Raw genomic sequence first — 24,486 nt, forward strand, 5'->3', positions numbered from 1 at the left:
CCTTTTAAAATGTTTACCTTTAATTTTCCCTCTTAGAAATTTTTTATGTTAGAATTCTATTTCATTTAAACCCAAAAAAAATTCTTAATAGAATTTTTTACAACAAAATTAAACACTATAAACTATAGTTATAATAGTTTATAGTGTTTATCATTTTTGTATTATATATTCATATATAACTTTTTAATTTTTGCATCTAACACCTTAATTGTTTTTTAATTTCACAAGATTTCGCAATAATTTCCCTAGCATTCTCTAAGGTTATGCTTGTAACTTCACTTCCACCTATTATTCTTGCTACTTCATATTCTACTTCTTCCGAATTTAATTTTTTAACTTTCGTGAATGTAGTTATATCTGTACTATTTTTTTCTATTAAATAATTCGAATCAGCTAATGCAGCGATCTGTGGTAAATGCGTTATGCAAAACACTTGATGTTCTTCTGATATAAGCACCATTTTTTCTCCAACTCTTTGAGCTATTCTTCCACTTATTCCGGTATCTACTTCATCAAATATAACAGAAGGTATATGATCCTTATCTACAAATACTGTTTTAAGCGCCAACATGATTCTTGATAATTCTCCCCCTGATACTACTTCTTCTAGTGGTTGTAATGGCTGTCCTGGGTTCGTTGCAATATTAAATTGAATTCTATCTCTCCCCTTATGCGTTAATGATTCTGTATACTCTACATGAATTTTAAACCTACTTTTTTCAAGTCCTATGTAATCTAGTTCCTTCTTAATTTCACTTTGTAGATTCTCACTTATATTTATTCTTATATTATGAATATCCTCTGAAATTTCTATTAAAACTTCATATAGATACTGCTTTTCTTTTAAAAGAGATTCTATTATTTCTCCACTATTTACAAGTTCATAGTATTGTTCCTCCATAGAATTTTTATAATTTATCACATCTTCTAATCTAGGACCATACTTTTTCTTACAACTAGATAATTGATACATCCTAGCGTTTATAAACTCTAGCTCTCCAATATCATAGTCTGTATTTTCTTTTAAATCACTTATTGTACTGATATTATCTTCAAGTGCATAATAACTCTCTTCTAATGAAGTTACTACAGCCTTAACTTCCTCATGATGTGCCTCAATAGATTTTAATTCTCTAAGTACATACATAAGGGAATCTATAATAGAAACTCTATTATCATCATTATCCTTAAGTAGCTCATAGCTTTTTTCTAATGATTTCTTTATTTTTTCACCATTTGATAGCATATTGAATTTCTTTGATAATTCGTCATCTTCCCCTACTTTAGGCTTCACATTATTAATTTCATCAATTTGAAATTTTAAAAAGTCTATCTTCTTTTCTCTTTCTCCTTCATTCCCACGTAGATTATTTATTTTTTTTTCAACATCACTATACTTTAAATAATATTCTTCATATTCTAATAATTTATCACATAGTTCTTCTTGCCCAAAAGCATCTACATAGTTTATATGTTTAGTACTATCTAGCAAATTTTGATTTTCATGTTGACCATGAATATCTATAAGGGTTTCACTTACTAGTTTCACCTTTGCAAGTAGTAATGATTTATTATTAACCTTTGCAATTGTTTTTCCTGAATTAAAGCTTTCTCTTGTTAGTATTACTAAACCTTCCTGGCCTATTTCGAGCTCATTTAACACATCTCTAGTTTTCTGATTCTCAATAGAAAATACTGCTTCTACAACAGTTTTATCTTCTCCAACTCTTATAAGATTTTTATTAAATTTCCCTCCAAGAACAAAGTTAATAGCATCAATTAAAATAGATTTACCTGCTCCTGTTTCTCCAGATAACACGTTAAATCCTTTAGAAAAATCTATGGAAAGTTTTTCTATTAACGCAAAATTCATGATATTTAATTGTAAAAGCATATCTATCATACCCCATCTATTTAATTAATTTTTCTATTTCTACCTTTATCTTTTCAGCCTTTTCTTCAGTTCTTACCACTATAAATATAGTATTATCTCCGGCAATTGTTCCTGCTACTCCATCCAAGTTAAATGAATCAAGGGCTTCCGCTGCTACTGATGCAGATGCTGAAATTGTTTTTATTACTAACATAGTGCCTACTCTCTCTACTGATATTGCAGTATTCGAGAATATGTATGCCAATGCATTAATGCTTGAATTCTTGTTTACACTAGCTTGAGTATACTTATACTTACCCTTATGTGATAAAGTTTTTATTAAATTTAGCTCCTTTATATCTCTCGATACTGTAGCTTGAGTTACATTTATATTTTGCGATTTTAATCTATCCGCTAACTCTTCTTGAGTTTCAATATCCTGACCTTTTATTATATTCAATATAATGCTATGGCGATTTTCTTTCATATATCTTTTCCTCACAATCCATAGATCTAGAAATTATTTTTTTTCTTAAAATTTTAAAGTAATCGTAGTCTTTAAATTGAATCATTTTACACTTTTCATTCATGGCTTCGATTATTAGTTCATGGTATTTATCAGATTTCAATTCTAAATGTCCATCACAAGTTAAAAACACCTTATCCTCATCTGTATTTAGCCTAATTTTTATCTTATTATGCGCATCCAATATAATTGTTCCCACTCCATTTGATATAGGACAAATAGGAGTTAAACTAATTAAATTTATTGTAGGATATACAATAGGTCCTCCTGCAGATAATGAATATGCAGTAGAACCTGTTGGTGTCGATACAATTAATCCATCAGCCTTGTAGCTTATGTAAAAACTATCATCTATAAATATGTCATAGGTTATCATCCTACTTAAGGTACCCTTAGTTATCACAACGTCATTTAAAGCTACATGAACGTTTTCATTGTCTTTTTCTGGTATAGTGACCTTTATCATCATTCTATCCATAACCTTAAATTCATTATTTTTAAGCATCCTTAAAGCACCTTTAAAATCACTTAGATCCACACTTGCTAAAAAACCTAAATGTCCTATATTTACTCCAATAATAGGTATTTCGAACTTATATACCTTTCTTGCAGCTCTTAAAATAGTCCCATCTCCCCCTAAAGTAATAAGACAGTCTAGTTCTTTATTTTCTTCTCTTTCTAGTCCCTCGCCATCCATGAATACGTATAACTCAGCATTAGGCAACTCCTCTTTTATGGAGTTGCACACATAATTTAACGTACTCTGATCTTTATCTTTAGAAGTATTGATGTTAATTCCTATTTTATTCATATATCCTCCAAGTTAAGTTTCTCATGAGCATATTTTACCGTACTACTAATATTGCTAATATCAAAATTACTTTCTCTTTTAAGATTTTTTGTAAAGTTAACTAAATATTCTATGTTTCCATTAGGACCTTTAATTCCTGAATATGCTACATTTAGCACATTTATATTAGTTTGTTTTAATAAACCAACTACATTCATAATAACTTCTTCATGAATTTTGCTACTCTTTACAACACCCTTTTTAGAAACTTTTCCCCTACCAGCCTCAAACTGTGGTTTTATAAGGGCTACAATCTCACCATTCTCCTTCAAAAGAGGAAGCACATGGGGTATAACCTTATCTAATGAAATAAATGATACATCAATAGATGCAAAATCACAAGGTTCTCCAATGTCATCTATTGTAAGACCTCTTATATTTGTACCTTCCATTGAAATAACTCTTCCATCATTTTTAAGCTTCTCTGCTAATTGGTCTCTTCCCACATCTATTGCATATACCTTTTTAGCTCCAGATGTCAGCATACATTCTGTAAAACCTCCAGTTGATGCTCCTATATCAAGGCATGTAAGCCCATTAAGATTTATATTAAAATCTTTTAGGGCTTTTTCTAGTTTAAGACCACCCCTACTTACATATGGTATCTTTTCTCCACGCATTTCTATTATTGAGGAGTCACTAACTTTCAGCCCACATTTTCGTTCTTCTTTCCCATTTAAATATATCTTACCTGTTAAAATATATTCTCTGGCCTTTTCACGAGATGTAGTAATATTTTTTTTTACTACTAATAAATCTAATCTTATTTTTTCTTCTGACATACCTACTCCTCAGTTCAATAAGTTTAATATACTATCGCATATTCCCTCTGGGTCTAATTTGCTAAGTTTATATAATATATCCACATCACCATGTGGTATAAATTTATCTTTAAAACCTAATGTTAATACTTTCTCTCGCAAAAGCCCTTCACTATTTAGATATTCTATAACCTCACTACCTAATCCTCCAGATATTACATTATCTTCAATTGTTACAATGTGGTACCCTTCCTGAACTAGCTCCTTAATCAAGATTTTATCTATAGGTTTTACAAAACATCCATTTATTATTGTGCATTCTATATTCTTTTCAAGCAAAAGTTCCCTTGCCATAATCGCACTCTGCACCATTTTACCTACTGCGATAATTGCTACTTTTCCAACCTTGCCACCTACAATTTCCCATCTTCCTTTTCTAAAAAAGGTCATCGGTGAAAGCTTAATATTATCTAAATCTCCACCTCTTGGATAGCGTATAGCTATTGGATAGTTTTGCGTTACTGCAAATTGTAGCATATACCTAAGTTCTTCTGTACATTTTGGGCTCATAACTGTCATATCTGGTATATGCGTTAAATAAGATAAGTCAAAAACGCCTTGATGGGTTTCACCGTCTTGACCTACAATGCCAGCTCTATCTATAGCTATTACTACTGGTAACTTTTGAATAGCTACATCATGAATTATTTGATCATATGCTCTTTGTAAAAATGTTGAATAAACTGCAAATACAGGTTTTAATCCTTGACAAGCCATTCCTGCTGCCATTGTCACTGCATGTTGCTCTGCAATTCCTACATCAAAAAAACGTGTTGGGAAGTTTTTTGCAAACTGCTCTAATCCTGTACCTTCTGGCATTGCAGCAGTTATAGCCACAACTTTTTTATTCTTTTCAGCCAATTTAATCATAGTTTCCCCGAATACTTTTGAGTATGATTTTCCACCACTTGAGGAAAGCTTACCATTCTCATCGTTAAATGGACTTACACTATGAAACTTATTTGGATATTGTTCTGCATATTGGTATCCCTTGCCTTTTTGGGTTAGAACATGAATAAGTACTGGACCCTCAACCTGTTGAGCCTTTTGTAACACTTTACTCATTTCTTTAATATTATGTCCATCTACAGGACCATAATACTTTATACCCATATTCTCAAAAAGCATTCCTGGAACCATAAGTTGCTTTACTGAATCCTTAACTTTGTTTATAGAATTGACCATACTTTTCCCAAGTTTAGGTATCTTTTCCAATGTTGCATTAACATCGTTTTTAACTTTATTATAAGCTAATCCCATCCTTATATCATTAAGATAACTAGACATGCCCCCCACATTAGGTGAAATGGACATTTGATTATCATTTAATATAACTATAATCTTAGTTTTATTGTCTCCAATATCATTTAATGCTTCAAATGCCATTCCACCAGTAAGTGCTCCATCTCCAATGACTGCAATAACATCATGTTGCTCACCCTTTAAATCTCTAGCCCTTGCCATTCCTGATGCTGCTGATATAGATGTACTACTATGACCTGTATTAAACATATCATATTTACTTTCCTCAGTTTTCGGGAATCCACTAAGCCCCTTATATTCTCTTAGAGTATCAAATCTATCCTTACGTCCAGTTAAAATCTTATGGACATAACTTTGATGACCAACATCCCATACAATTTTATCTTTATCAAAATTAAACACATTAAATAAACTCAGTGTCAGCTCTACAACTCCTAAGTTTGATGCTAGGTGTCCTCCAGTTTGGGATACCTTCCCAATTAGAAATTGTCGTATTTCTTCCGCAAACGCCTCAAGTTCTTCTAATTTCATATTCTTTATCTTATTAAAATCTTCATATTCATCTAAATATCTTGACATTATCTTCAACCTCGTTTTATAATATACACTATTTTTGAAACAGTGTATAATATTTTATTACTATTTGTAATTGCAAATTTCTTACCCACGGCTTTTCCACCAACAGTAGCTCCGGCTATCATAGAACTAATTACCGCTGCCACAAAAATCTCATTACTCCCTTGATAATTAACTAATACTTTGGTCACTATTACAACACCAACTGATCCACTTATAATCCCACATACATCTCCTACAACATCATTACAAAAGTTTGAAACCTTGCTAGCATTCCTTATCATTTTCACTGCTAAACTAGCTTCCTTTATTTTTTTTGATGCCATTGCATGGAATGGAACTTCATTAGCCGCCGTTACCGCTGTCCCTATTATATCAAAAATAACACCTAAAAAAATAATCAACACTAATATAATAAAAGCCAAAGAAACATTGACTTTAGGAAGTGTAGATTCTGATAACAGTGAAGCTGTTCCACTAATAATTATGGTATACATTGTAATTTTAGCTGTCCATAGTGCTTCTTTCCTATTCTTTTTTTTATTTTTCTTATTTTTATCTTTTTTATTCCCCTTACTATTATCGCTTTCCAATTTAGACCTCCAAATAAATAAAAGGTGGTAGTCTATTAAGTAAAATTTGCGGCTTAGGTCTAGCAGGATTTCCCATAGAATAATCAAACTGTCGCCACTTTTGACGGTTTCCCCTTAGTACTCTATCTGTAATGTTCCCAGTTACAGGGCTAGATTACCACTTAGTCCACACTGCAATCCTTAATATACTTCACACGGAACAGTCTAGGAGATTTCCTCGGCAGTTAGGTACCCCCTTATCCTCTTTTGCAACATAGGTTTCAGTAAGCAATAGCCCAATTATCCTGGCCGGGATAAAAAGATTTAGTCTCACCTCTACCCACCTCACTCAAGGCAGGCTACTCTGCACATAGCTCGTTTACCACAATGCAGGTTTAATCCATTGCCGTACCTTGGGTATCTCTCCCAAAGCACATACAGTGGTCTCCACGATGGTAGGGTCAGTATCGCATGCCTTTGCGGCCGCCCCACCACCTTACTCCCAGCACAAGCCCACAACTGGGCGTTACAAGCCAGCACAAGGAACTTCATCGATGTGCCCTTCAACGGATTTTTAGCCCCGTCCTCAAAAGTACTTACCTGACTAGAATACTGCACCACCTTATGAACCCAATTATAGCATATTTCTCATGAATTTAAAATTGATTTTTTATTAACTTATTTATATTGTAATATTACTTTAGGTAATTAACCATATATAGTGTTAATAATTTCTCTCTAGCAAAAATTTGGTAATATACTCTAATTCCTTCGTATCTTTCTTGACCTTCAATAATGACCCATAGCACTCCTCTGTTATTGAGTTACACATATCCTTGCATTTATCAATTCCATACATAGTAATAAAATTAGTTTTATTATTTTCACTATCACTCTGTGATTTTCCAAGAAGTTGAGAATCGCCTTCTATATCTAAAATATCATCCTTGATTTGAAAAGCAAGACCAAGATTCTCTCCAAAATTTCTAAGATTTTCCAAATCTTCATCACAAGCTCCTCCAATAATGGCACCAGATAATATTGATGCTGTTATTAATTGACCTGTTTTATTTTTATGCATTTCAAAAAGTGTTTTACTATCAACTTTATGTCCTTCACTTTCAATGTCTATTATTTGCCCTTTTATCATTCCATCTATACCTGAAGCTCTAGAAATAATATTACTGGCTTTAATGCTGTTTAAATCACCATTTAAACAGCTATTAAACATAATATACATAGCTTCATTAAGTAATGCATCTCCAGCTAAAGTAGCCATAGCTACTCCATACACTTTATGATTTGTTGGTTTTCCTCTCCTTAAATCGTCGTTATCCATACATGGCAAATCATCATGTATAAGAGAATATGTATGAATCATCTCCATAGCTGCTGCAAATGGAAGTATTTTTTCCTGTATTTCACTATACATATTATAAGTGCAAATCATAAGTATTGGTCTTATTCTTTTCCCTCCAACCTGTAAGCTATACACCATGGGTTCTAGGATATGATTTCCACCAACATCCTTGCAATTAAAATAATTTTCAATCCACTTTTCTATAGTATTTTTATAAATATCTAAATTCATATTAATCCCTCACCTACACACTTAATTTTCTTGTTGAAAATCTTCTTCACCCTTTTCAGTAAGTAACTTAATTTTCCCCTCAGCTTGTTGCAGTGTTTTATACAGTTCACTATAAAGCCTCATACCTTCTTCATACTTTGATATTGCATCATCCAGAGCAACCTCTCCATTTTCCATTTCTTTCAATATTTCTTCTAGTTTAATCACTTTACTTTCGTAGGTATCTTTTTTCTTAGCCATACTAATCCTCCACTTTCTCTATTTTAAACAATCCATGACCATCCTTCATTGTAATCCCAATGACCCTCTGTTTTTTTAGTTTTTCCTGAGATTCTATTGGATGATTATTTTCATCTTTTATAATGCTATACCCTTTATTAAGTATATTAAGAGGGTTATTTCCGATTAGTCTATGGTTAATTATATTTAGCCTATTTTTTTCCCCTTGAAGCTTAAACTCCATATTAAAAGAAAGCTTATTTCTAAAGTTATCAATTTTATCATATTGATTTACTATATAATTCTCAGGACTGAACAATTTTAACTTATTTAACATACTATCTAAATCATTAAACCTGCCATTAATATTGTCATCCATAGAATTTAAAAGTTCATCCCTTAAATTATTTAATTCATTCCAAACCAATTCTAAACTATATACTGCAATCTCTGCTGCATGCGATGGAGTTGCCGCCCTTAAATCTGAAACAAAATCTGAAATCGTAAAATCAGTTTCATGCCCAATTCCAGTGATAATAGGTATTTTAGAAGAAGCAATAGCTCTTGCTACTGCCTCCTCATTAAATGCCCAAAGTTCTTCTATGGATCCACCACCTCGAGCTAGTATTATTACATCTACACCTTCTACCTTATTTAAACTAGCTATTCCTTTAACTATGTCCTTACTAGCATTAACACCCTGAACTAAAGAAGGATATATTAAAATGTCTATATTTTCATTTCTTCTCGTTGATACTTTAATTATATCTCTGATTGCAGCACCAGTTGGCGATGTAATTACGCCTATTCTTCTTGACATTTTAGGAATGTTTTTCTTTTTCAAAGCGTCAAAGAGTCCTTCACCTTCAAGCTTTTCCTTCAGTTTATTGAAGGCTAAAAACAATTCACCTTCACCTTCTACCTTCATGGTGTTACAGTAGAGCTGATAGGTTCCTTCTTTCTCATATATAGATATATTCCCCGTTACAACAACATTCATTCCATCTTTTGGTATAAACATTAACTCCATAGCCTTAGTTCTAAACATTACACATTTAATCTTTGTAAAATTATCTTTCAAAGAAAAATATATATGACCACTACTATGAATTTTTACATTTGATAACTCACCTTTTATATTAGAATTCTTTAATATAAAATCATTATCTACAACTTTTTTTATATAACTGTTTACCGCTGTTACAGTCAATACCTTATTGTACATTTTTTATCCAAGCCTCAAGGGTATTTTTCATAAGCATAGTTGTAGTAACTGCACCTACACCACCTGGTACTGGGCTTACAAAATCCGCTATTTCAATCACCTCTTGAAAGTCAACATCCCCCTTGACTTTTCCTTCCACCATAGTTGTTCCAACATCTATAACCATAGCTCCGTCTTTAACAAAATCCTTAGTTATATATCCTGGCCTTCCAATCGCAGAAACTAGTATATCTGCTTTTTTGCATATACCTTCCACATTAGCGGTTTGGGAATGACACATAGTCACTGTAGCATTTTCATTTACTAATAAATAAGATACTGGTTTACCTACTATATTACTCCTACCAATAACTACAACATTTTTTCCTTTTATACTTTCCTGTTGCGAATTAATAAGTTCTAATATACTTCTTGCCGTACATGGAATAAAGGAATCTTTTCCTTTGTAAAATCGCCCTAAATTTATGTCAGTAAGCCCATCTACATCTTTCTTTCCACTAATATGCTCAACTATCTTGTCCTCATCTAAATGGGATGGTAATGGCAATTGAAGTATTATTCCATCTACAGTTGAATCCTCATTTAATTTTTTAATTTCATTTATTAATTCTTCTTCTGTAATACTCTGCATAAAACTATTTAATCTATAGCATATTCCTAATTCTTCACTAATTTTTTCTTGATTTTTTGTATAAGATACTGATCCACCATCGTCACCAACCATCACCGATGCCAGTGTTGGATATCGTTTTCCATCCTTTACCTTTTGCAAAATAGTTTCTTTGATCTCTTTTTTATATTGTAATGCTAACTCTTTTCCATTTATTTTTATACCCATATTTAATTCCTACTTTTTCATAAGATTATTTAAAACACCATTTATAAATGATGGAGCGTTGTCATCGCCATATTTTTTAGCAAGCTCAATAGCTTCATTTACTGTAACACGGCTTGGAATATCTTCTTCAAACAATATCTCATATGCTGCCATTTTTAATATTGCTACATTCATTTTGGGTAATCTTTCTAACTTCCATTTAACAAGATATTTAGAAATTGTTTCTTCTATAACTGTAGCATTTTTAAGAACTCCATCTAAAACCTTTATTACATATTCAAAATCTATATCCTCTAATATTTCCTCTGTATTTTCACGAAAATTTGTGATAATCTCCAAAGTATCTTCCTTGTTTATTGACATTTCAAATAGTAATCTAGTTGCTATTTCTCTACTCTTTCTTCTATTCATTTATGTACCCTCCATTAAATATCTATTTATTTCTTATCATAATGTATCTCTCTCTTGCTTCCCTTTAATTACCAATATCTAGAGTGTTATCTCTTGATATGTATTTAATTCTTCTAAAGAGTGTCCTCACTTATGTAGTTAACTAGTATATTCTAACACAGTATTCATGTTGTAACCACAACTTTAATACTTATCTTTAATATTAAATATTCAAACTCCTTATAACTCTTATAATTCTATTATTGTCTAAATATAAAATTTAAAATCCATCTTATTCATGTTTTAAAATTATTTTTACACATGGAAACACCCTCTTTTCCAGAGGGTGTTTGAAATTATTCTATTTCCTCGTCTTTATCTACTTTTGGAAATATAACATTTTGAACATAGATATTTACTAATGCTACATTTAATCCTGTCATAGTTTCAACAGTACTTTTAACATTGTTTTGAACCTTCATGGACATTTCAGGTATTTTAATACCATATTCAACTGCCATATGTAAATCTATAACGGCACTTCCATTATCCATAGTTACCTTAACGCCCTTAGATCCAGCCTTTTTCCCAGTAAACTTCTTACTTATATCTTCTACTAATCCAGCACTCATACCTGCAACGCCTTCTATTTCTGTAGCTGCAAGACCAGCTATTACACCAATAACTTCGTCAGATATTCTTACTATACCAGCTTCTTCTGCTGTAGGAACTTCACTTAATATATTTTCTTCCACAATTCACTACCCCCTTACCAGTGTGATTAATAATATTCATATTATATCAGATAAAATTTTATTTTACAATTTTTATAGTAAATTTATACATCCTTTTTATATTGCCCAATTTTTTAAATAATACCCAATTAAATTAAAAACAGTGGATTTTATTCCACTGTTTTATAACCTCAAAATAATATATATGTTCCAATTAGATTTACATATTCTATTCTTTTAAAATCTATTAAGGGTTTTATCCTTAATTTAATATTTCAAATTGTACATTTTAAATTAGAACTTATATATATTATTTTTCAGATACTTTTATCTCGATATCTTTAATGTCAGCTTTACTCATAACTACATCTTTGATTTGTTTAACTTGTTGATCTGATAATTCACCTTGATGTTTAACAACAACTGTAGCTTTTTCCTTGTCTAGAGTGCAAAGAGCTTCATCAAAACCTTGAGCCTTTAGTGCTAGTTCAATTTTAACTTCTTTATCTGTTTGAAGTGCTAAATTTTTATATTCATCAGCAGCTTGAGCCTTTTGATCTTGTGGAGTGTTTTGATCGTCTAATAGGGTTTTTAAAGTTTGTAAAGTTTTTTGTGATGATTGGTCTCTTTGAAGTCTTGCTTCAGTAAAATAACTTGATTTAGTTGAAGTGCTAACTGCCCCTTTATCATTTGTTGCGTAAAGTGGTCCGTTAACTTGTGTTGCTAAATAGCCTGCAAATAAGATTAGGACTACTAGCGAAGAGATAATTATAGTTTGTTTTTTATTCATTATATTTCCCCCCGAATTTTTTATTTCTAACACATTTATATGCTACTTTTTCATAGGATATACCTGAACTTTATTATCTTCCAATCCAAATAATTTAGTTACTGCTTGTCTTATTCTAAGTTCAGTCACATTATCACTTGCACCTTCTGCCACTACACATATTCCTGTTATAGTCGGATTGAACGTCTTTGTAATAAATGGTTGCTGTTTATTCTCATTGTTTTCCATAACAACTGTAGATCCTCCATTTTCTTGCGTTATCTCTCTCTGCCCTCCACCATTGTCTTTTTCATTTGTTATACTTTTAGATATCTGTTGATTAAATACTGGAACTTGCTCCTGACCACTTGAAAAATACATCATTGAAGTAACTTTTCCAACACCATCAATTTGTTCTAATAATGAAACAAGTTCCTTCTGCATTTTTTCTTTATATTCCTTATTTTCAGCTGAAGATTTGTCATTTAAATTCTCATTTGTCGTAGTTTCACCTATTGCCGAAACTGCAGTAGTTCCATTACCGCTCCCTTTAGAACTATCCTCCTTTGCAAACATACTACCTACTATCACCATAAGTACTCCAATCAAAAATACTATTAACAAATTTGATAAAAGATTTGAATTAGTCGGTTTGTCACCCCCTTCTTTAACCTTTGATTCACCTCTATGAGTTTTCAAAGCTTCACTTATCCATTTTTTCACACCATCTAACACCTTTATACCCCCCATTTTTTATTTTAAGTTTAATTTCCATTTTCCTTAGATTCACCTTTATATACATATATTTTTTCTTTATTTATATCGTATCTCGAACTTACAAACTCCTTCACCTGTGCCGTCTTTTTCCCAAGGGCATCATCTTGACTATCAACTTGAATTGACTCTTTTCCTATCTGTACGCTTTTTATACGTTCCACAGATCCATCATTGATTCCAATCTCTATTCCTTCAATTACGAATAAACTTTCCTCTCTATCATATGATACATTTACCACCGTTTTATATTTATCACCCTTAAAGTTTTGTTCTAAATCTGTAGTACATTTTTTTTCTAAGTTTTGTTTGAATTTTTCTAATGTGTTATTTGTATTTGTAGTACGATATTCTTCATAGGATTTACTGTCTGAATTATTAAACACATAACTGGTTGATTCTTCTATAAGTTTATTCATTTGCAAATCAGAATTAAATATCTTAACAATTGGACTTAATATCACTGTAAAAACAATTAATCCAAGGACAAAGTTGCAATATTTTTTTAATGAACCATCCGGCAATATCATTTGCACTGCTGTAGTGAAAAATACTGCTACACAAATACTTACTATCCAACTTCCTAATGCTTCAATCATTTTATCACCTACTTATTTTAAAATTCCTCTACACTTCTTTAAATAATATTAATAATCTTTGCTACATTAAAATAAACCCTTTTCCGGTACTGGCTATTATGGTTATCATTATAAAAAACATTACTCCTACACATATGATGCATGAACCTAATAGCATCAATGAACCTCCCGCTGAATCTATAATATTAGTAACCTTCTTATCACTAACTGGCTGAAGTAGTGCAGCTGTTAGCTTGTACATAAATCCCATCACAAAAATTTTCACTATAGGAATTAAAATTATTGCTACTAAAACTACAACCCCAAGTAAACTTATAGAGCTCTTTAAAAGTAACGTATAGCTCGCTACCGTTGCAAATGCATCTGATAATGTTTTTCCTACAACTGGTATAAAACTATCCATTGCAAATTTAGCTGTCTTTGTAGTTACTACATCAAAGCTACTACCTGCTATTCCCCTTATAGTTATGATAGCAACGAAAATTGTTAAAAATCCACCTTGAAGCAGTAGTGCAGCTTTTTTTAAAAGACTTGTTAAATTTTTTATATTATATTCGTCTGATATATTATTTACAAAATCCAAAACAAAACTCATACAAATTATGGGTATTATTATTGAAGAATACAATTTAGTACCAAAAGTGCATACTCCCATTATTATTGGATCCATAACCATTGCTTGACTTATACTGCCTACACTAGCTAGTAACATTATTAATACAGGCATCAGGGCTATCATAAAGTCACTTACACTATTTATAACCTGCTGTGTAAGCTCAACTCCAAGGAAAAAGCCTCTCGCAATTAGTATTATCATTACTGAAAGACAGGCAAAGTAAGCAACATTGCAGAGTTTCTCATTGCTAAAAGCACTTTGAAGATTATTAAGTAGTGCACATACTATAGCAATTATGATCAACTGACCTATTATTTTAAATGATGCAACAACCTCTTTAAATACAAATGCAATAGCAATTTTAACAAATCGTTCTTCCCCTACAGAGCCTTGTCCACTTTTCATATAACTCTCTACAAACTCTTTAGGTGACATATCTTTAAGCAGTTCATTCTCTTTCTGCATATCACTTATATAGTTATATAATCCATTAATTTTACTTATTTGTTCCTCTTCTATATTTATATTGTCATTTCCATATGCCTTTAATGGCACTAAGAATATAATGAACATTAAAATCAATATACATTTTTTCATTTTTACACCTACATTATCTTCAATATTGTTTGCATCACAGCCATAAGTATAGGGATTGCAAGTGTCAATATTAAAACTTTACCCGCAAAATCTACTTTAGATGCAATGCTACTTTCCCCAGCATCTTTACATACTTCACTGCAAAATGATGTTAAATATGCAATACCTAGAATTTTGAATACTGTATCCAAATACACTATGTCAATATTTGCTTTGTTTGATAATGTCTGAAGAAAGTTTACTATTACGGTAAGCTTACTAACTAAGAACATAAATATTATAATTCCTGCCACCAAGCTTATTAATAAGGCAATATCTCTTCTTTCATTCTTAACAACAATAACGATAAGTAAAGTTATCAATGCAAAGGATACAATTTTTACAATCTCCATATCAGCCACCTAAAAATAAAATAAGGTCTGTATGGCATTAAATAATTTTGCAACTAAACTTACCACTAGTATGAGAATTATTATTATACATGCCAAATTCGTAATCACTGCATATTCTTTTTTTCCACCACTTTCCAATACCTTATCTAACACTATCATCACTATACCCACTATACCAATTTTTATTATTATACTTATATCTAACACTACTTTACCCTCCCTAAAATAAAATAATCCCTACCATAGCACCAAATGAAAATCCTAAATATCTATACATCTTCACATTTTTTTCTATATTATACTCAGCGTCATTTACTGCCTTTCCTAAGTTTTCAAGAGTTAATGCCAACATATCATTATGACCTTCTATATCCATCTCCCCTAAACTCTTAGTAAAATCCAAAAAAATCCCTATGTCATTCTGACTTAAAAATAGTCGATTTTTATTTTTATTAAAGCTTTGAAGAAAACAATTATAAACATCTTTTTCTTCATTACTTCTAAGTAGTATTGATACTTCTTTAAATATATCTCCCATTACACCTTCACATTTTTCATAAACCTTATACAACGCATCTGGGAGCAATGAATGAGCAAAATTAATTTCGTTTTTTAGAATGTATAAACCCCGTTGAAACTCCTTTAATTCCTTAACCCTTTTTTTTAATCTCTCCCCATAAGAGAATCCTATAATAGTAGATGAAGTTACTATCATAAAAATTCCAATTATTTTTATCATTATTTACCACCCCCTTACTCTCTCCCCTTTTGTAAAATCATATATATATTCTATAGTTGAAATACCCTGTCTATTACTCAAAATTATGGCTCTATCAAAAACTTTATTTTCTAATACCTCTTTAAATACAGGTCTTTTATAAAGATCTTCTTCACTAAACCCATGAATGGTTGTAATTAAATTTACTCCTGAATTCAAAGCTGCTACAATACTATCCATATCCTTATATGTTCCAATTTCATCACAAACTATTATATGTGGTGCCATACTTCGAATAGCCATTATTATTCCTTCACTCTTTGGGCAATTATCTAATATATCTGTTCTAATTCCAATGTCCATCTGCGGCACACCTCTATAACATGCTCCAATTTCACTTCGTTCATCTATTATAGCTACGTTCTTTCCACTTAATCCATATCCTGATACACCATTTGATATCTGCCTTGATAAATCCCTAAGAATTGTTGTTTTCCCACATTTGGGTGGAGATATTATTATGGTATTAAGAACCCTATTGTCCTTAACAATAAATGGTATTATCTTAGTGCTACACTCTCTTATCTCTCTTGCTACTCTAATATTAATAGATGAAATATGTTTTATTGTCTTAAGAGAATTTCCATCTAAAACGCAAGTACCGCAAATTCCAACTCTGTGACCACCTTGTATCGTTATATAACCTTGTTTAATTTCCTCCTCAAATGCATATATAGAGTAACTACTTATTTTCTGAATTATCACCTTAATATCTTCGTGTTTTGTAATATATTTAGTTTTAATTTCTGTATTATTGCTTATAAATATAAGTGGTTTATTTATTTTTAATCTAATTTCTTGAAGGCTATTATTATCCTCATAATTTATAACCTCGCCCTTAATTGTATTCGGTAAAATATCCAAAATATCTTTAGTAATCATATGACTCACCCTTTCTTACTTAATTGTTATTACATAAGCATTATAATTATTACTATATTTTTTTTATTTTTAAGCAAAAAAATTAAAGGATTTTCTTAACATTTATAGAAGGGCAAAAAAATAAGAGTCAATTCTCAATTACTGAGAACTGACTCTTAAAACATGGATTAAACTCTTTCCATGTATTCTCCTGATCTTGTATCTATTCTTATAGTGTCACCTTCATTTACAAATATAGGCACTGGAACTATAGCTCCAGTTTCTACTGTAGCAGGTTTTAACACATTAGTAGTTGTATTTCCTTTTACTGCAGGTTCAGTGTTTGTTATCATTAATTCAACAAAGTTTGGAGCTTCTACTGAGAAAGCTTCACCTTTATAAAATTTAATAATTGCAAACATGTTTTCTTTCAAGAATTTTATAGCCTCTTCTACTTTATCATGGTTTAAAGGAATCTGCTCAAAAGTCTCTTGATCCATAAAGTAGTATAATTCTCCATCTGAATAAAGATATTGCATCTCTTTTCTTTCTATAACAGCTTCTTGGAATTTAGCACTTGGGTTAAAAGTTGTTTCTGTAACTCCACCAGTTATAGCATTTCTTAATTTTGTTCTAACGAAAGCGGCACCTTTACCTGGTTTAACATGTAGAAATTCTACAACGGTAAAAACTTGTCCACCATCTTCAAAAGTCGTTCCTTTTCTTATATCTCCAGCTGATATCATAATTTTACCTCCTAATATATAATAGCATTTGTTAATTAAAATTATTATAACCTGATTAAAGCAATTTAATACCTTATGTAGTTATGAGTAAAATTACTAAGTTGTAATAGTTAAGATTTTTTATCTCTATATTCTAATTTAATAATTCTTCGCGTTACTAAATGTAACCTTTCATTTTCATTAACAATGATATTTTACCAAAACTATGTATTCTTTGCAAACACATTATACCGTCATCCAAAGAAACTTTCAATAACTTCTTATAATATTTTCTTAAAAATGCATATTATATCCATAATATAATATTAAATATTGAACTAAATTCTAAATACATCCTTAATGTAGTTAATTTTTTTAAGTATATTAAGGATGTAATTTATTTAATGTATTTTTTTAGTTAATTCATAAGTTTGTCTTATTTCTTAAAATGCCGGCACTATAGCACCTTTATAGGTATCCTCAATATACTTTCTAACAGCATCTGAAGTTGCGGCTTTTGTTATAGCTTTTATCTTTTCACTATCTTTATCATCAGTTCTTACCGCAATAATATTTGCATATGGGCTATGTCCACTTTCTATTACTAAAGCATCAATTAAAGGGTTAAGTCCACCTTCTAACGCATAGTTTGTATTTATCACCGCTGCATCAACATCTTTTAATACTCTTGGTAACTGCTCTGGATCAAGCTCAGTTATTTTAACCTTCTTAGGATTTGAAGTTATATCCTTTGCCGTTACAAGATCACCCTCTGGAATTTCAATTATTCCATTATCAGCTAAAAGCTTTAACGCTCTAGCTCCATTGGATGGATCATTTGGAATTGCAATTTCTGCTCCTTCACTGATATTAGCTATATTAGCTATTTTACTTGAATATAATCCCATAGGTTCAATATGAACCTTAGCTGTATACGTAATATCGTAAGCCTTTTCTTTCGCTGTAGTTTGTAAAAATGGTACATGCTGAAAATAATTTGCGTCCAATTCCCCTTCAGCAAGAGCAGTATTTGGTAAAACATAATCTACAAATTCTACTATTTCCACTTTATATCCCTCTGCTTCAAGTAACGGCTTCATTGCATTTTCTACAATTGCCTTGTGTGGCTCTGGAGATACTCCTATTTTTATGACATTCTTATCTTCACCACTTCCTGAATTAGCCTTATCAGATGCTCCACACCCTACTAATGCCACACCACCTAATAATACTGTTAACGTTAAAACTAATAATTTCTTTACTGACTTTTTCATAATTTTTCCCCCTATAATAATATTTTTATCACTAACTTAATTTCTTATATATATAATTTCCAATAGTTTGGATTAACTGTACTAATACTATAAGTACAATTACTGTGTATATCATAAATTCAGTATTAAATCTATTATAACCATAGGTTATAGCTGCAGCCCCTAGTCCTCCTCCACCGATGGACCCTGCCATAGCTGAATACCCGATGATACTTATAATTGTAAGGGTTAATCCTGATATAATAGATGGCAATGCTTCATTTAACATTATCTTGAATATAATCTGTGTTTTAGTTGCCCCTAATGACTTAGCTGCTTCTATGATGCCTTTATCAATTTCCTTTAATGAACCCTCAATTATTCTTGCCACAAATGGAGCTGCTGCTATTGTTAATGGAACTATAGCAGCTACGGTTCCTATAGACTTACCTACAATACCTCTAGTTATTGGCACCACAACAACCATTAATATTACAAATGGAAAACTCCTTAAAGTATTTATAATCATATCAAGAGTTTTATAAATAAACTTATTAGGCTTTGGTCCCTCTTTATCAGTTAAAACAAGTATTATGGCTAAGATCATACCAATTGCCACTGCAAATAATGTAGATGCTATTACCATTATCAATGTTTCCATAAGAGCTTCAAGCAACACTAATTTTATGTCCATCTATAACACCTCCCATTGAAATTCATTTTTATCTAAATATTCAAGAACATTATCTTTTGATTCATCATCAATTCTTATTACTAAAGATCCTAAGATGTTTTCTCTAAATTTTTCTAGTTTGCCCCAAACTATTGAAAAATTAACATCTAATCCCCTTGCCATATTTGTAATAACAGAATTTTCACTTTGTGAAGCTGGAAAATAAATTTTCACATTTACTCCATCTTGAAATACAATCTCTTCTTCTTCACCTAAGAATTTTCTAAGAGAGTATCCTGGTCTTAAAAACAATTCCTCCACATACCCTTCTGCTTTTATCTCCCCATCCTCTACAAGCACTACTTTCTCACAAATTTCCTTAACAACCTCCATCTGGTGTGTAACCATGACAATTGTAATTTTCATTTCCTTATTAATCTTTGAAAGCAACGCTAAAATATCTCTCGTAATTTTAGGATCTAGTGCTGAAGTTGCTTCATCACACAGAAGGATTCTTGGTTCTAGCGCTAATGCCCTTGCAATTGCAACTCTTTGCTTCTCTCCCCCACTTAATTCCTTAGGCATTGAATCTTTTTTATGAAAAATTCCCACAAGCTTTAATAATTCATTCACCTTTTTATCTATGTGTAATTTATCAAATCCCCATAACTGCAATGGTAATGATACATTCTCATATACATTCGACCGTTTAAGCAAATTAAAGTTTTGGAATATCATTCCTACACCTTTTCTAAACTCTCTAAGCTCATTTTCTGTCATAGCAGATACCTCTTTACCAAGTACCTTTAAGCTCCCTTCCGAATAATCTTCTAATCCATTCATACATCTTAGTAAAGTTGACTTTCCAGCTCCACTATGTCCTATTATTCCATATACCTGTCCTTCTTCTATGGTGAATGATACATCCTTCAATACTTGCAAATCACCAAAATTCTTTTTAATTCGTGATACTTCTATCATATTCTAGCACCGCCTTTAACTTAGATATTTAAACTGCTTCGATATTTTTTATATTTCAAGATAAAAAAAGCACTAGAGAATAAATCCCTAGTGCATAATACCCATGCATGGCTAATCTATTCTCTTATCTTTCAGCCTATTATAGCTGCAGGATTTAGCACCATTACATATAAATATTGCTCATGACGCAATATACACATGTAGGTTGCTGGGTTTCAAAGGGCCAGTCCCTCCACCGCTCGTGATAAGAAGCTATTTAATTTTTATCTTATTTTTATTATATATACATATAAATAAATAGTCAACATAAAATTCTAACTATTTTCTCAATATTCATAGAAAACGATTTCTTCTTTTAAATTTACAATTTGTCATATACCTCTAAGACTTCACTTATACATATATATATACTCTCCACGTCAATTGTGCCCAAGCTTTAATAGCCTTTGAATTTTGCTCTATCTATTGAACATAACTAAGAGTTCACACCGACTATTCTCTATAGACAATTCCACTATATCCTTTATCTCTTTCATACTCTTTAATGAATTTAGTAATTCCCTTATATCATTTAAATCGCCTTCATATTCAATCTTTAACTCTCCCCAATCATCATAAAAAGTAATGTTATCTATATTAATATTCTCATACTTATCTAGCTTACTTAAAAATGTTGCTAATTCAAACTTATTTTTGTTTTTCTCATAAATATGAGATTCTGCCTCAACGTTAACTATTAAATTGCTTAGTTCATTCTTAAACATAAGGTAACACCCTATAAGTACTGGTATTAAAACCAATATTATTACATTTATTAATTTATATTCGTTAACCTTCATTAATCCTCATCCTAACTTTAAAATATTCTTCCTTGTCATCTTTAATAATAGATGATACCTGAATAATTTTGAAATTATCTTCTAATAAGTTTATTTTCGACCTATAATCATCATTATTTCTAACATTTATTTCTATACTTATATCATCACCACTAATATTTAAACTATGTACCTCTATGTCATTTTTTTGAAACGCATTACATATATAATTATATACATAAATAGTACTCTGCGCAGATGATAATTCCTTACTATTATCTGCGCTTATTTCAACTGCCTCTTTAACTAATTTAATCTCCCTACATATTCCTAATATCTCCATAAAAATAACTAAACTAAATATTGAAAATAATACAATTAGTCTTTTAGTCTTTTTTTTATAACTTGATTCTATCTTTTTTATATACCATTGTGGATAATATGCTTCCCTCATATGACTTGTCGTCTCCTAAACTACTTATTTTATTATCTATAAAAAATCTACTTTTTAATAAATAGTTTTCTATTTCAGCTATGTCAGCTATTTTAATATCTTCATAGTCATTTATTTCAAGTGAATAAACTCTTTGAATATGTTCTTCGCCTTTACTTACTTCTTTTATAAAACTTATAACCTCGTCACTCACTTTATTGTTGTTACAAAATGTTACTCTATTGCTTAATAAAATTCCATTTTCAATTTTCATCATATAAATATATTCTTCTTTACTTGCAATTAAAATAAATTTCTTATAATTTAATCCTTTAACAAAGCTTCTTTCTGTTTTAAAATATTTCTTTACTTTTTCTACATGAAAATCTATATATTTTCCTTGGATTGATTCTACAGATTTAATAATAGATGTTTTAAAAAGTTCCTTATCTCCTAAAGGTGAATTTAATATATTTAAGCAATATATTATTACTTTCATGGCATTTTTTTTATTACTATAAATCCTATAATCAAATATAATATTTTCTATATCATGAAACTTGCTTATTAATTCATTTTTTATTATTAAGTATAGTTTCTTATTCCCTACCCTTGGCGTTTCAAGACTATGAATAAATACTTCTTCTCCTTCGACTATAAGTTTTACCCTAGAATTACTTAATAAATCTTCATAAGATATGATACTACTTTTATAATTTATTATTTTATCTTTTCCCCAAATCCCATTTTTACATATTAGTATATTTAATTCTCCATTTTTCATAATTACAACTTTACTTCTTAGCACTGATATACCTCCTTAATCATCGATTTAACTAACCATTTTTATATAATCATTACTAAGAAACTCAATATTTCAACAATTATCTACTACATGGATTCTATAGCCTTAAAATAATAAGTAATATTGCCATCTCTAATTATTGGTACAAAAGGGTATATTCTATACCCTGCATCAACTTGAAATTCATTTCTCCTTGAAACATACTTTATAAAACTTTTGTCTCTCCTAAATATATCTTCCACATTTATACGTTTAAAATGACTATCTATAGTTTCTTTATTTATTTCCACAATATTTTTTTCCATATACTCATTGAATTTGACCATTAAATATTCCCTATCTCTGTAGCTAATATCTTCCTCCATTATATGTTCTTTATAATTCTTTATATAGAAATTTCTGTTATCAAATGATTTCATTGCAAAGGAAATACATAGAAATATACACAATGATATCATTAGTACATAAAGTAAAATTCCACCTTTTCTACTCCGTCTTAAGCATTTTATTTTCAATGATTTATAAAGTTTTTTTCTACTATACTTACCTACCCCTTCTTCGCTAATAAGTTTTTCATATCTTACCAATTGACTTTTCACCTACAATTCCATCTTCATTAACTATTTTTACAAAAACCACCTTGCCATTTTCTTTAACCGAAAATTCCTTTACTCCATATAACAGTGGTTGTGGTTGATATCCGCTACCATCATTCTTATAATAAATCATTAATTTATTTCCATCTAATTCAACATAGTCGTCAGAACCACCATTATTACTTGTAAGAACTAGCTTATTACCACTTCTATAGCATCCTGTTCCCTTATAATTGACATGATAATCTATACACATCAATGCCTCACTAATCTCTACAATACCCTTAGAATATTCCATGTCATACTTATAATTTTTCATCCAAACACTACAAGTTGTAATAATTAATGACATCACAATTGAGAATATACTTAAGGTTGTTATAACTTCAACTAAAGTCATACCATTAGTTTTTCTCATAATTCCCTTTGTAAAAAACATTGCTCATTTCCTTCCCTTCTCCATATTTATAATTCACACTTACTTTGATAATTTGCGATTCTACTTCTTCCCATATTCGAATTTCTATTAACGGATACTCATGTTTACTATCCTCTTCAACCAAATCTAAAATACTTGCTGTATAGAAATTTCTATCTTCAATATCATATTTGTTTATAAAATAAACCTTACTTATAAATTTCAACTCTAACTCTTCATAAGATAAGTTGCATAAAAGCATATTCTTCATAGATTCAACTATAAATATACCCTCCATAATTTCCTTTTCCTTAACCCTATTCTCCATGCTTACACCTTGAAAGGTAAATATTACTATTGATACAGTAGCAAGTATAAACATTGCTATTATAGACTCTAAAAGGCTATAGCCCCTTCTTCTGTTCACTGACATATCCAGTTACCGCCTTTATGGTTATATGTTTAACTTCTTTAGAATTATATATATCAATCGTAGTTGCAGTTTTTAAATTACCAAGTTTATCTATTCTAATCGTAATTTTATTTTGAAATAACAATTTAACTTTCACAGAATCTGGCAAAGAGAATTCTTCCACTAACTTTACGTTTTCAAAGAGTTTAATCTTCCTTTCCTCTATAACTATTTTCATGAATTTATCATTGTTATTTCTAGCATAACTTTTACATCCATTAATAAATTCAACCACTCCATCAATTGCATACTCCATCTCCTTATCTAGTCGTTTCTTTTCATAGCTATCTACACTTGGTGCTATTATTAATAAACATATTGATAATATTCCTAATACTACTATAACCTCAATTAATGTATATCCTTTTCTTTTCATAGACACCCCTATCTTTTTATCTAATGTATAGCCATTGCAATCAATAATTCAAAACGATTTAGCTATGATAAT

General features: G+C 30.5%; 31 protein-coding genes and 1 riboswitch. All 31 genes read right to left on the reverse strand.

Features of this window, described 5'->3' with window-relative positions:
* Positions 1-196: 196 nt before the first annotated feature.
* The 31 genes from recN to RSA29_RS16170 all read right to left on the reverse strand — a co-directional run bounded on the left by recN (position 197) and on the right by RSA29_RS16170 (position 24,414).
* Complete coding sequence (gene recN / locus RSA29_RS16020) at positions 197-1,894, reverse strand: DNA repair protein RecN (RefSeq protein ID WP_346943858.1); 1,698 nt, start codon at positions 1,892-1,894, stop codon at positions 197-199.
* A gap of 16 nt (positions 1,895-1,910) precedes the next feature.
* Complete coding sequence (locus RSA29_RS16025; RefSeq protein WP_346943857.1) at positions 1,911-2,360, reverse strand: arginine repressor; 450 nt, start codon at positions 2,358-2,360, stop codon at positions 1,911-1,913.
* On the reverse strand, positions 2,341-3,210 hold the full coding sequence (locus tag RSA29_RS16030) for an NAD(+)/NADH kinase (RefSeq protein ID WP_346933283.1): 870 nt from the start codon (positions 3,208-3,210) through the stop codon (positions 2,341-2,343). The genes RSA29_RS16025 and RSA29_RS16030 overlap by 20 nt, the downstream gene beginning before the upstream one ends.
* Complete coding sequence (locus tag RSA29_RS16035; RefSeq protein WP_346943856.1) at positions 3,207-4,031, reverse strand: TlyA family RNA methyltransferase; 825 nt, start codon at positions 4,029-4,031, stop codon at positions 3,207-3,209. The genes RSA29_RS16030 and RSA29_RS16035 overlap by 4 nt, the downstream gene beginning before the upstream one ends.
* 9 nt (positions 4,032-4,040) lie before the next feature.
* Entirely contained in the window at positions 4,041-5,912 is a 1,872-nt protein-coding gene (gene dxs, locus RSA29_RS16040) for a 1-deoxy-D-xylulose-5-phosphate synthase (RefSeq protein WP_346943855.1), read from the reverse strand.
* A 5-nt stretch (positions 5,913-5,917) separates the two neighbouring features.
* Positions 5,918-6,502 carry a hypothetical protein gene (locus RSA29_RS16045; protein ID WP_346943854.1) on the reverse strand — a complete coding sequence of 195 codons (585 nt, stop codon included), beginning with the start codon at positions 6,500-6,502 and terminating at the stop codon, positions 5,918-5,920.
* 703 nt (positions 6,503-7,205) lie between these two features.
* The gene (locus RSA29_RS16050; RefSeq protein ID WP_346943853.1) at positions 7,206-8,072 is read right to left on the reverse strand and encodes a polyprenyl synthetase family protein; all 867 of its coding nucleotides are present in this window, start codon (positions 8,070-8,072) and stop codon (positions 7,206-7,208) included.
* Between the two features lie 21 nt (positions 8,073-8,093).
* Entirely contained in the window at positions 8,094-8,312 is a 219-nt protein-coding gene (locus tag RSA29_RS16055) for an exodeoxyribonuclease VII small subunit (RefSeq protein ID WP_346933278.1), read from the reverse strand.
* Between the two features lies 1 nt (position 8,313).
* The gene (gene xseA / locus RSA29_RS16060) at positions 8,314-9,516 is read right to left on the reverse strand and encodes an exodeoxyribonuclease VII large subunit (protein ID WP_346943852.1); all 1,203 of its coding nucleotides are present in this window, start codon (positions 9,514-9,516) and stop codon (positions 8,314-8,316) included.
* A complete protein-coding gene (locus RSA29_RS16065; protein ID WP_346933276.1) occupies positions 9,506-10,354 on the reverse strand; it encodes a tetrahydrofolate dehydrogenase/cyclohydrolase catalytic domain-containing protein in 849 nt (282 codons plus the stop codon). The genes xseA and RSA29_RS16065 overlap by 11 nt, the downstream gene beginning before the upstream one ends.
* Positions 10,355-10,363: 9 nt before the next feature.
* Entirely contained in the window at positions 10,364-10,765 is a 402-nt protein-coding gene (gene nusB, locus RSA29_RS16070; RefSeq protein WP_346933275.1) for a transcription antitermination factor NusB, read from the reverse strand.
* 335 nt (positions 10,766-11,100) lie between these two features.
* Positions 11,101-11,499, reverse strand: coding sequence for an Asp23/Gls24 family envelope stress response protein (locus tag RSA29_RS16075; RefSeq protein ID WP_346933274.1), 399 nt, complete (start codon positions 11,497-11,499; stop codon positions 11,101-11,103).
* A gap of 289 nt (positions 11,500-11,788) precedes the next feature.
* The gene (locus RSA29_RS16080; protein ID WP_346933273.1) at positions 11,789-12,268 is read right to left on the reverse strand and encodes a SpoIIIAH-like family protein; all 480 of its coding nucleotides are present in this window, start codon (positions 12,266-12,268) and stop codon (positions 11,789-11,791) included.
* A gap of 42 nt (positions 12,269-12,310) precedes the next feature.
* Positions 12,311-12,982 (reverse strand): stage III sporulation protein AG, encoded by a 672-nt coding sequence (gene spoIIIAG, locus RSA29_RS16085; protein ID WP_346943851.1) that lies wholly within the window; start codon positions 12,980-12,982, stop codon positions 12,311-12,313.
* 29 nt (positions 12,983-13,011) lie between these two features.
* A complete protein-coding gene (gene spoIIIAF / locus RSA29_RS16090) occupies positions 13,012-13,620 on the reverse strand; it encodes a stage III sporulation protein AF (protein ID WP_346943850.1) in 609 nt (202 codons plus the stop codon).
* 61 nt (positions 13,621-13,681) lie between these two features.
* Complete coding sequence (gene spoIIIAE, locus RSA29_RS16095) at positions 13,682-14,833, reverse strand: stage III sporulation protein AE (RefSeq protein ID WP_346943849.1); 1,152 nt, start codon at positions 14,831-14,833, stop codon at positions 13,682-13,684.
* An 8-nt stretch (positions 14,834-14,841) separates the two neighbouring features.
* Entirely contained in the window at positions 14,842-15,225 is a 384-nt protein-coding gene (gene spoIIIAD / locus RSA29_RS16100) for a stage III sporulation protein AD (RefSeq protein WP_346933269.1), read from the reverse strand.
* A gap of 9 nt (positions 15,226-15,234) precedes the next feature.
* Positions 15,235-15,432, reverse strand: a complete 198-nt coding sequence (gene spoIIIAC, locus RSA29_RS16105) for a stage III sporulation protein AC (protein ID WP_346933268.1) — start codon at positions 15,430-15,432, stop codon at positions 15,235-15,237.
* A gap of 13 nt (positions 15,433-15,445) precedes the next feature.
* The gene (spoIIIAB, locus tag RSA29_RS16110; protein WP_346933267.1) at positions 15,446-15,964 is read right to left on the reverse strand and encodes a stage III sporulation protein SpoIIIAB; all 519 of its coding nucleotides are present in this window, start codon (positions 15,962-15,964) and stop codon (positions 15,446-15,448) included.
* 3 nt (positions 15,965-15,967) lie between these two features.
* Positions 15,968-16,885, reverse strand: coding sequence for a stage III sporulation protein AA (gene spoIIIAA / locus RSA29_RS16115; RefSeq protein ID WP_346943848.1), 918 nt, complete (start codon positions 16,883-16,885; stop codon positions 15,968-15,970).
* 167 nt (positions 16,886-17,052) lie between these two features.
* Positions 17,053-17,610, reverse strand: a complete 558-nt coding sequence (efp, locus tag RSA29_RS16120) for an elongation factor P (protein WP_346933265.1) — start codon at positions 17,608-17,610, stop codon at positions 17,053-17,055.
* Between the two features lie 422 nt (positions 17,611-18,032).
* Positions 18,033-18,863: a MetQ/NlpA family ABC transporter substrate-binding protein gene (locus RSA29_RS16125; protein WP_346943847.1), complete on the reverse strand. Its 831-nt coding sequence runs from the start codon at positions 18,861-18,863 to the stop codon at positions 18,033-18,035.
* 31 nt (positions 18,864-18,894) lie between these two features.
* A complete protein-coding gene (locus tag RSA29_RS16130; protein ID WP_346943866.1) occupies positions 18,895-19,530 on the reverse strand; it encodes a methionine ABC transporter permease in 636 nt (211 codons plus the stop codon).
* A 6-nt stretch (positions 19,531-19,536) separates the two neighbouring features.
* On the reverse strand, positions 19,537-20,496 hold the full coding sequence (locus RSA29_RS16135; RefSeq protein ID WP_346943846.1) for a methionine ABC transporter ATP-binding protein: 960 nt from the start codon (positions 20,494-20,496) through the stop codon (positions 19,537-19,539).
* A gap of 121 nt (positions 20,497-20,617) precedes the next feature.
* Positions 20,618-20,747, reverse strand: a riboswitch (SAM riboswitch).
* A gap of 207 nt (positions 20,748-20,954) precedes the next feature.
* Entirely contained in the window at positions 20,955-21,335 is a 381-nt protein-coding gene (locus RSA29_RS16140; RefSeq protein WP_346943845.1) for a hypothetical protein, read from the reverse strand.
* Positions 21,325-21,768, reverse strand: a complete 444-nt coding sequence (locus RSA29_RS16145) for a hypothetical protein (protein ID WP_346944608.1) — start codon at positions 21,766-21,768, stop codon at positions 21,325-21,327. Before RSA29_RS16145 ends, RSA29_RS16140 begins: the two co-directional genes overlap by 11 nt.
* Positions 21,713-22,555, reverse strand: a complete 843-nt coding sequence (locus RSA29_RS16150) for a hypothetical protein (protein WP_346943843.1) — start codon at positions 22,553-22,555, stop codon at positions 21,713-21,715. Before RSA29_RS16150 ends, RSA29_RS16145 begins: the two co-directional genes overlap by 56 nt.
* 83 nt (positions 22,556-22,638) lie before the next feature.
* Positions 22,639-23,151, reverse strand: coding sequence for a hypothetical protein (locus RSA29_RS16155; protein WP_346943842.1), 513 nt, complete (start codon positions 23,149-23,151; stop codon positions 22,639-22,641).
* The gene (locus RSA29_RS16160; protein ID WP_346944609.1) at positions 23,126-23,566 is read right to left on the reverse strand and encodes a prepilin-type N-terminal cleavage/methylation domain-containing protein; all 441 of its coding nucleotides are present in this window, start codon (positions 23,564-23,566) and stop codon (positions 23,126-23,128) included. The genes RSA29_RS16155 and RSA29_RS16160 overlap by 26 nt, the downstream gene beginning before the upstream one ends.
* Positions 23,553-23,999: a prepilin-type N-terminal cleavage/methylation domain-containing protein gene (locus tag RSA29_RS16165; RefSeq protein WP_346943840.1), complete on the reverse strand. Its 447-nt coding sequence runs from the start codon at positions 23,997-23,999 to the stop codon at positions 23,553-23,555. Before RSA29_RS16165 ends, RSA29_RS16160 begins: the two co-directional genes overlap by 14 nt.
* Positions 23,971-24,414, reverse strand: a complete 444-nt coding sequence (locus tag RSA29_RS16170; RefSeq protein WP_346943839.1) for a type II secretion system protein — start codon at positions 24,412-24,414, stop codon at positions 23,971-23,973. The genes RSA29_RS16165 and RSA29_RS16170 overlap by 29 nt, the downstream gene beginning before the upstream one ends.
* Between the last annotated feature and the right edge of the window lie 72 nt (positions 24,415-24,486).

Source organism: Clostridium sp., assembly GCF_036660475.1.
In the GTDB taxonomy this organism is placed as follows: Bacteria; Bacillota; Clostridia; order Clostridiales; family Clostridiaceae; genus Clostridium_J.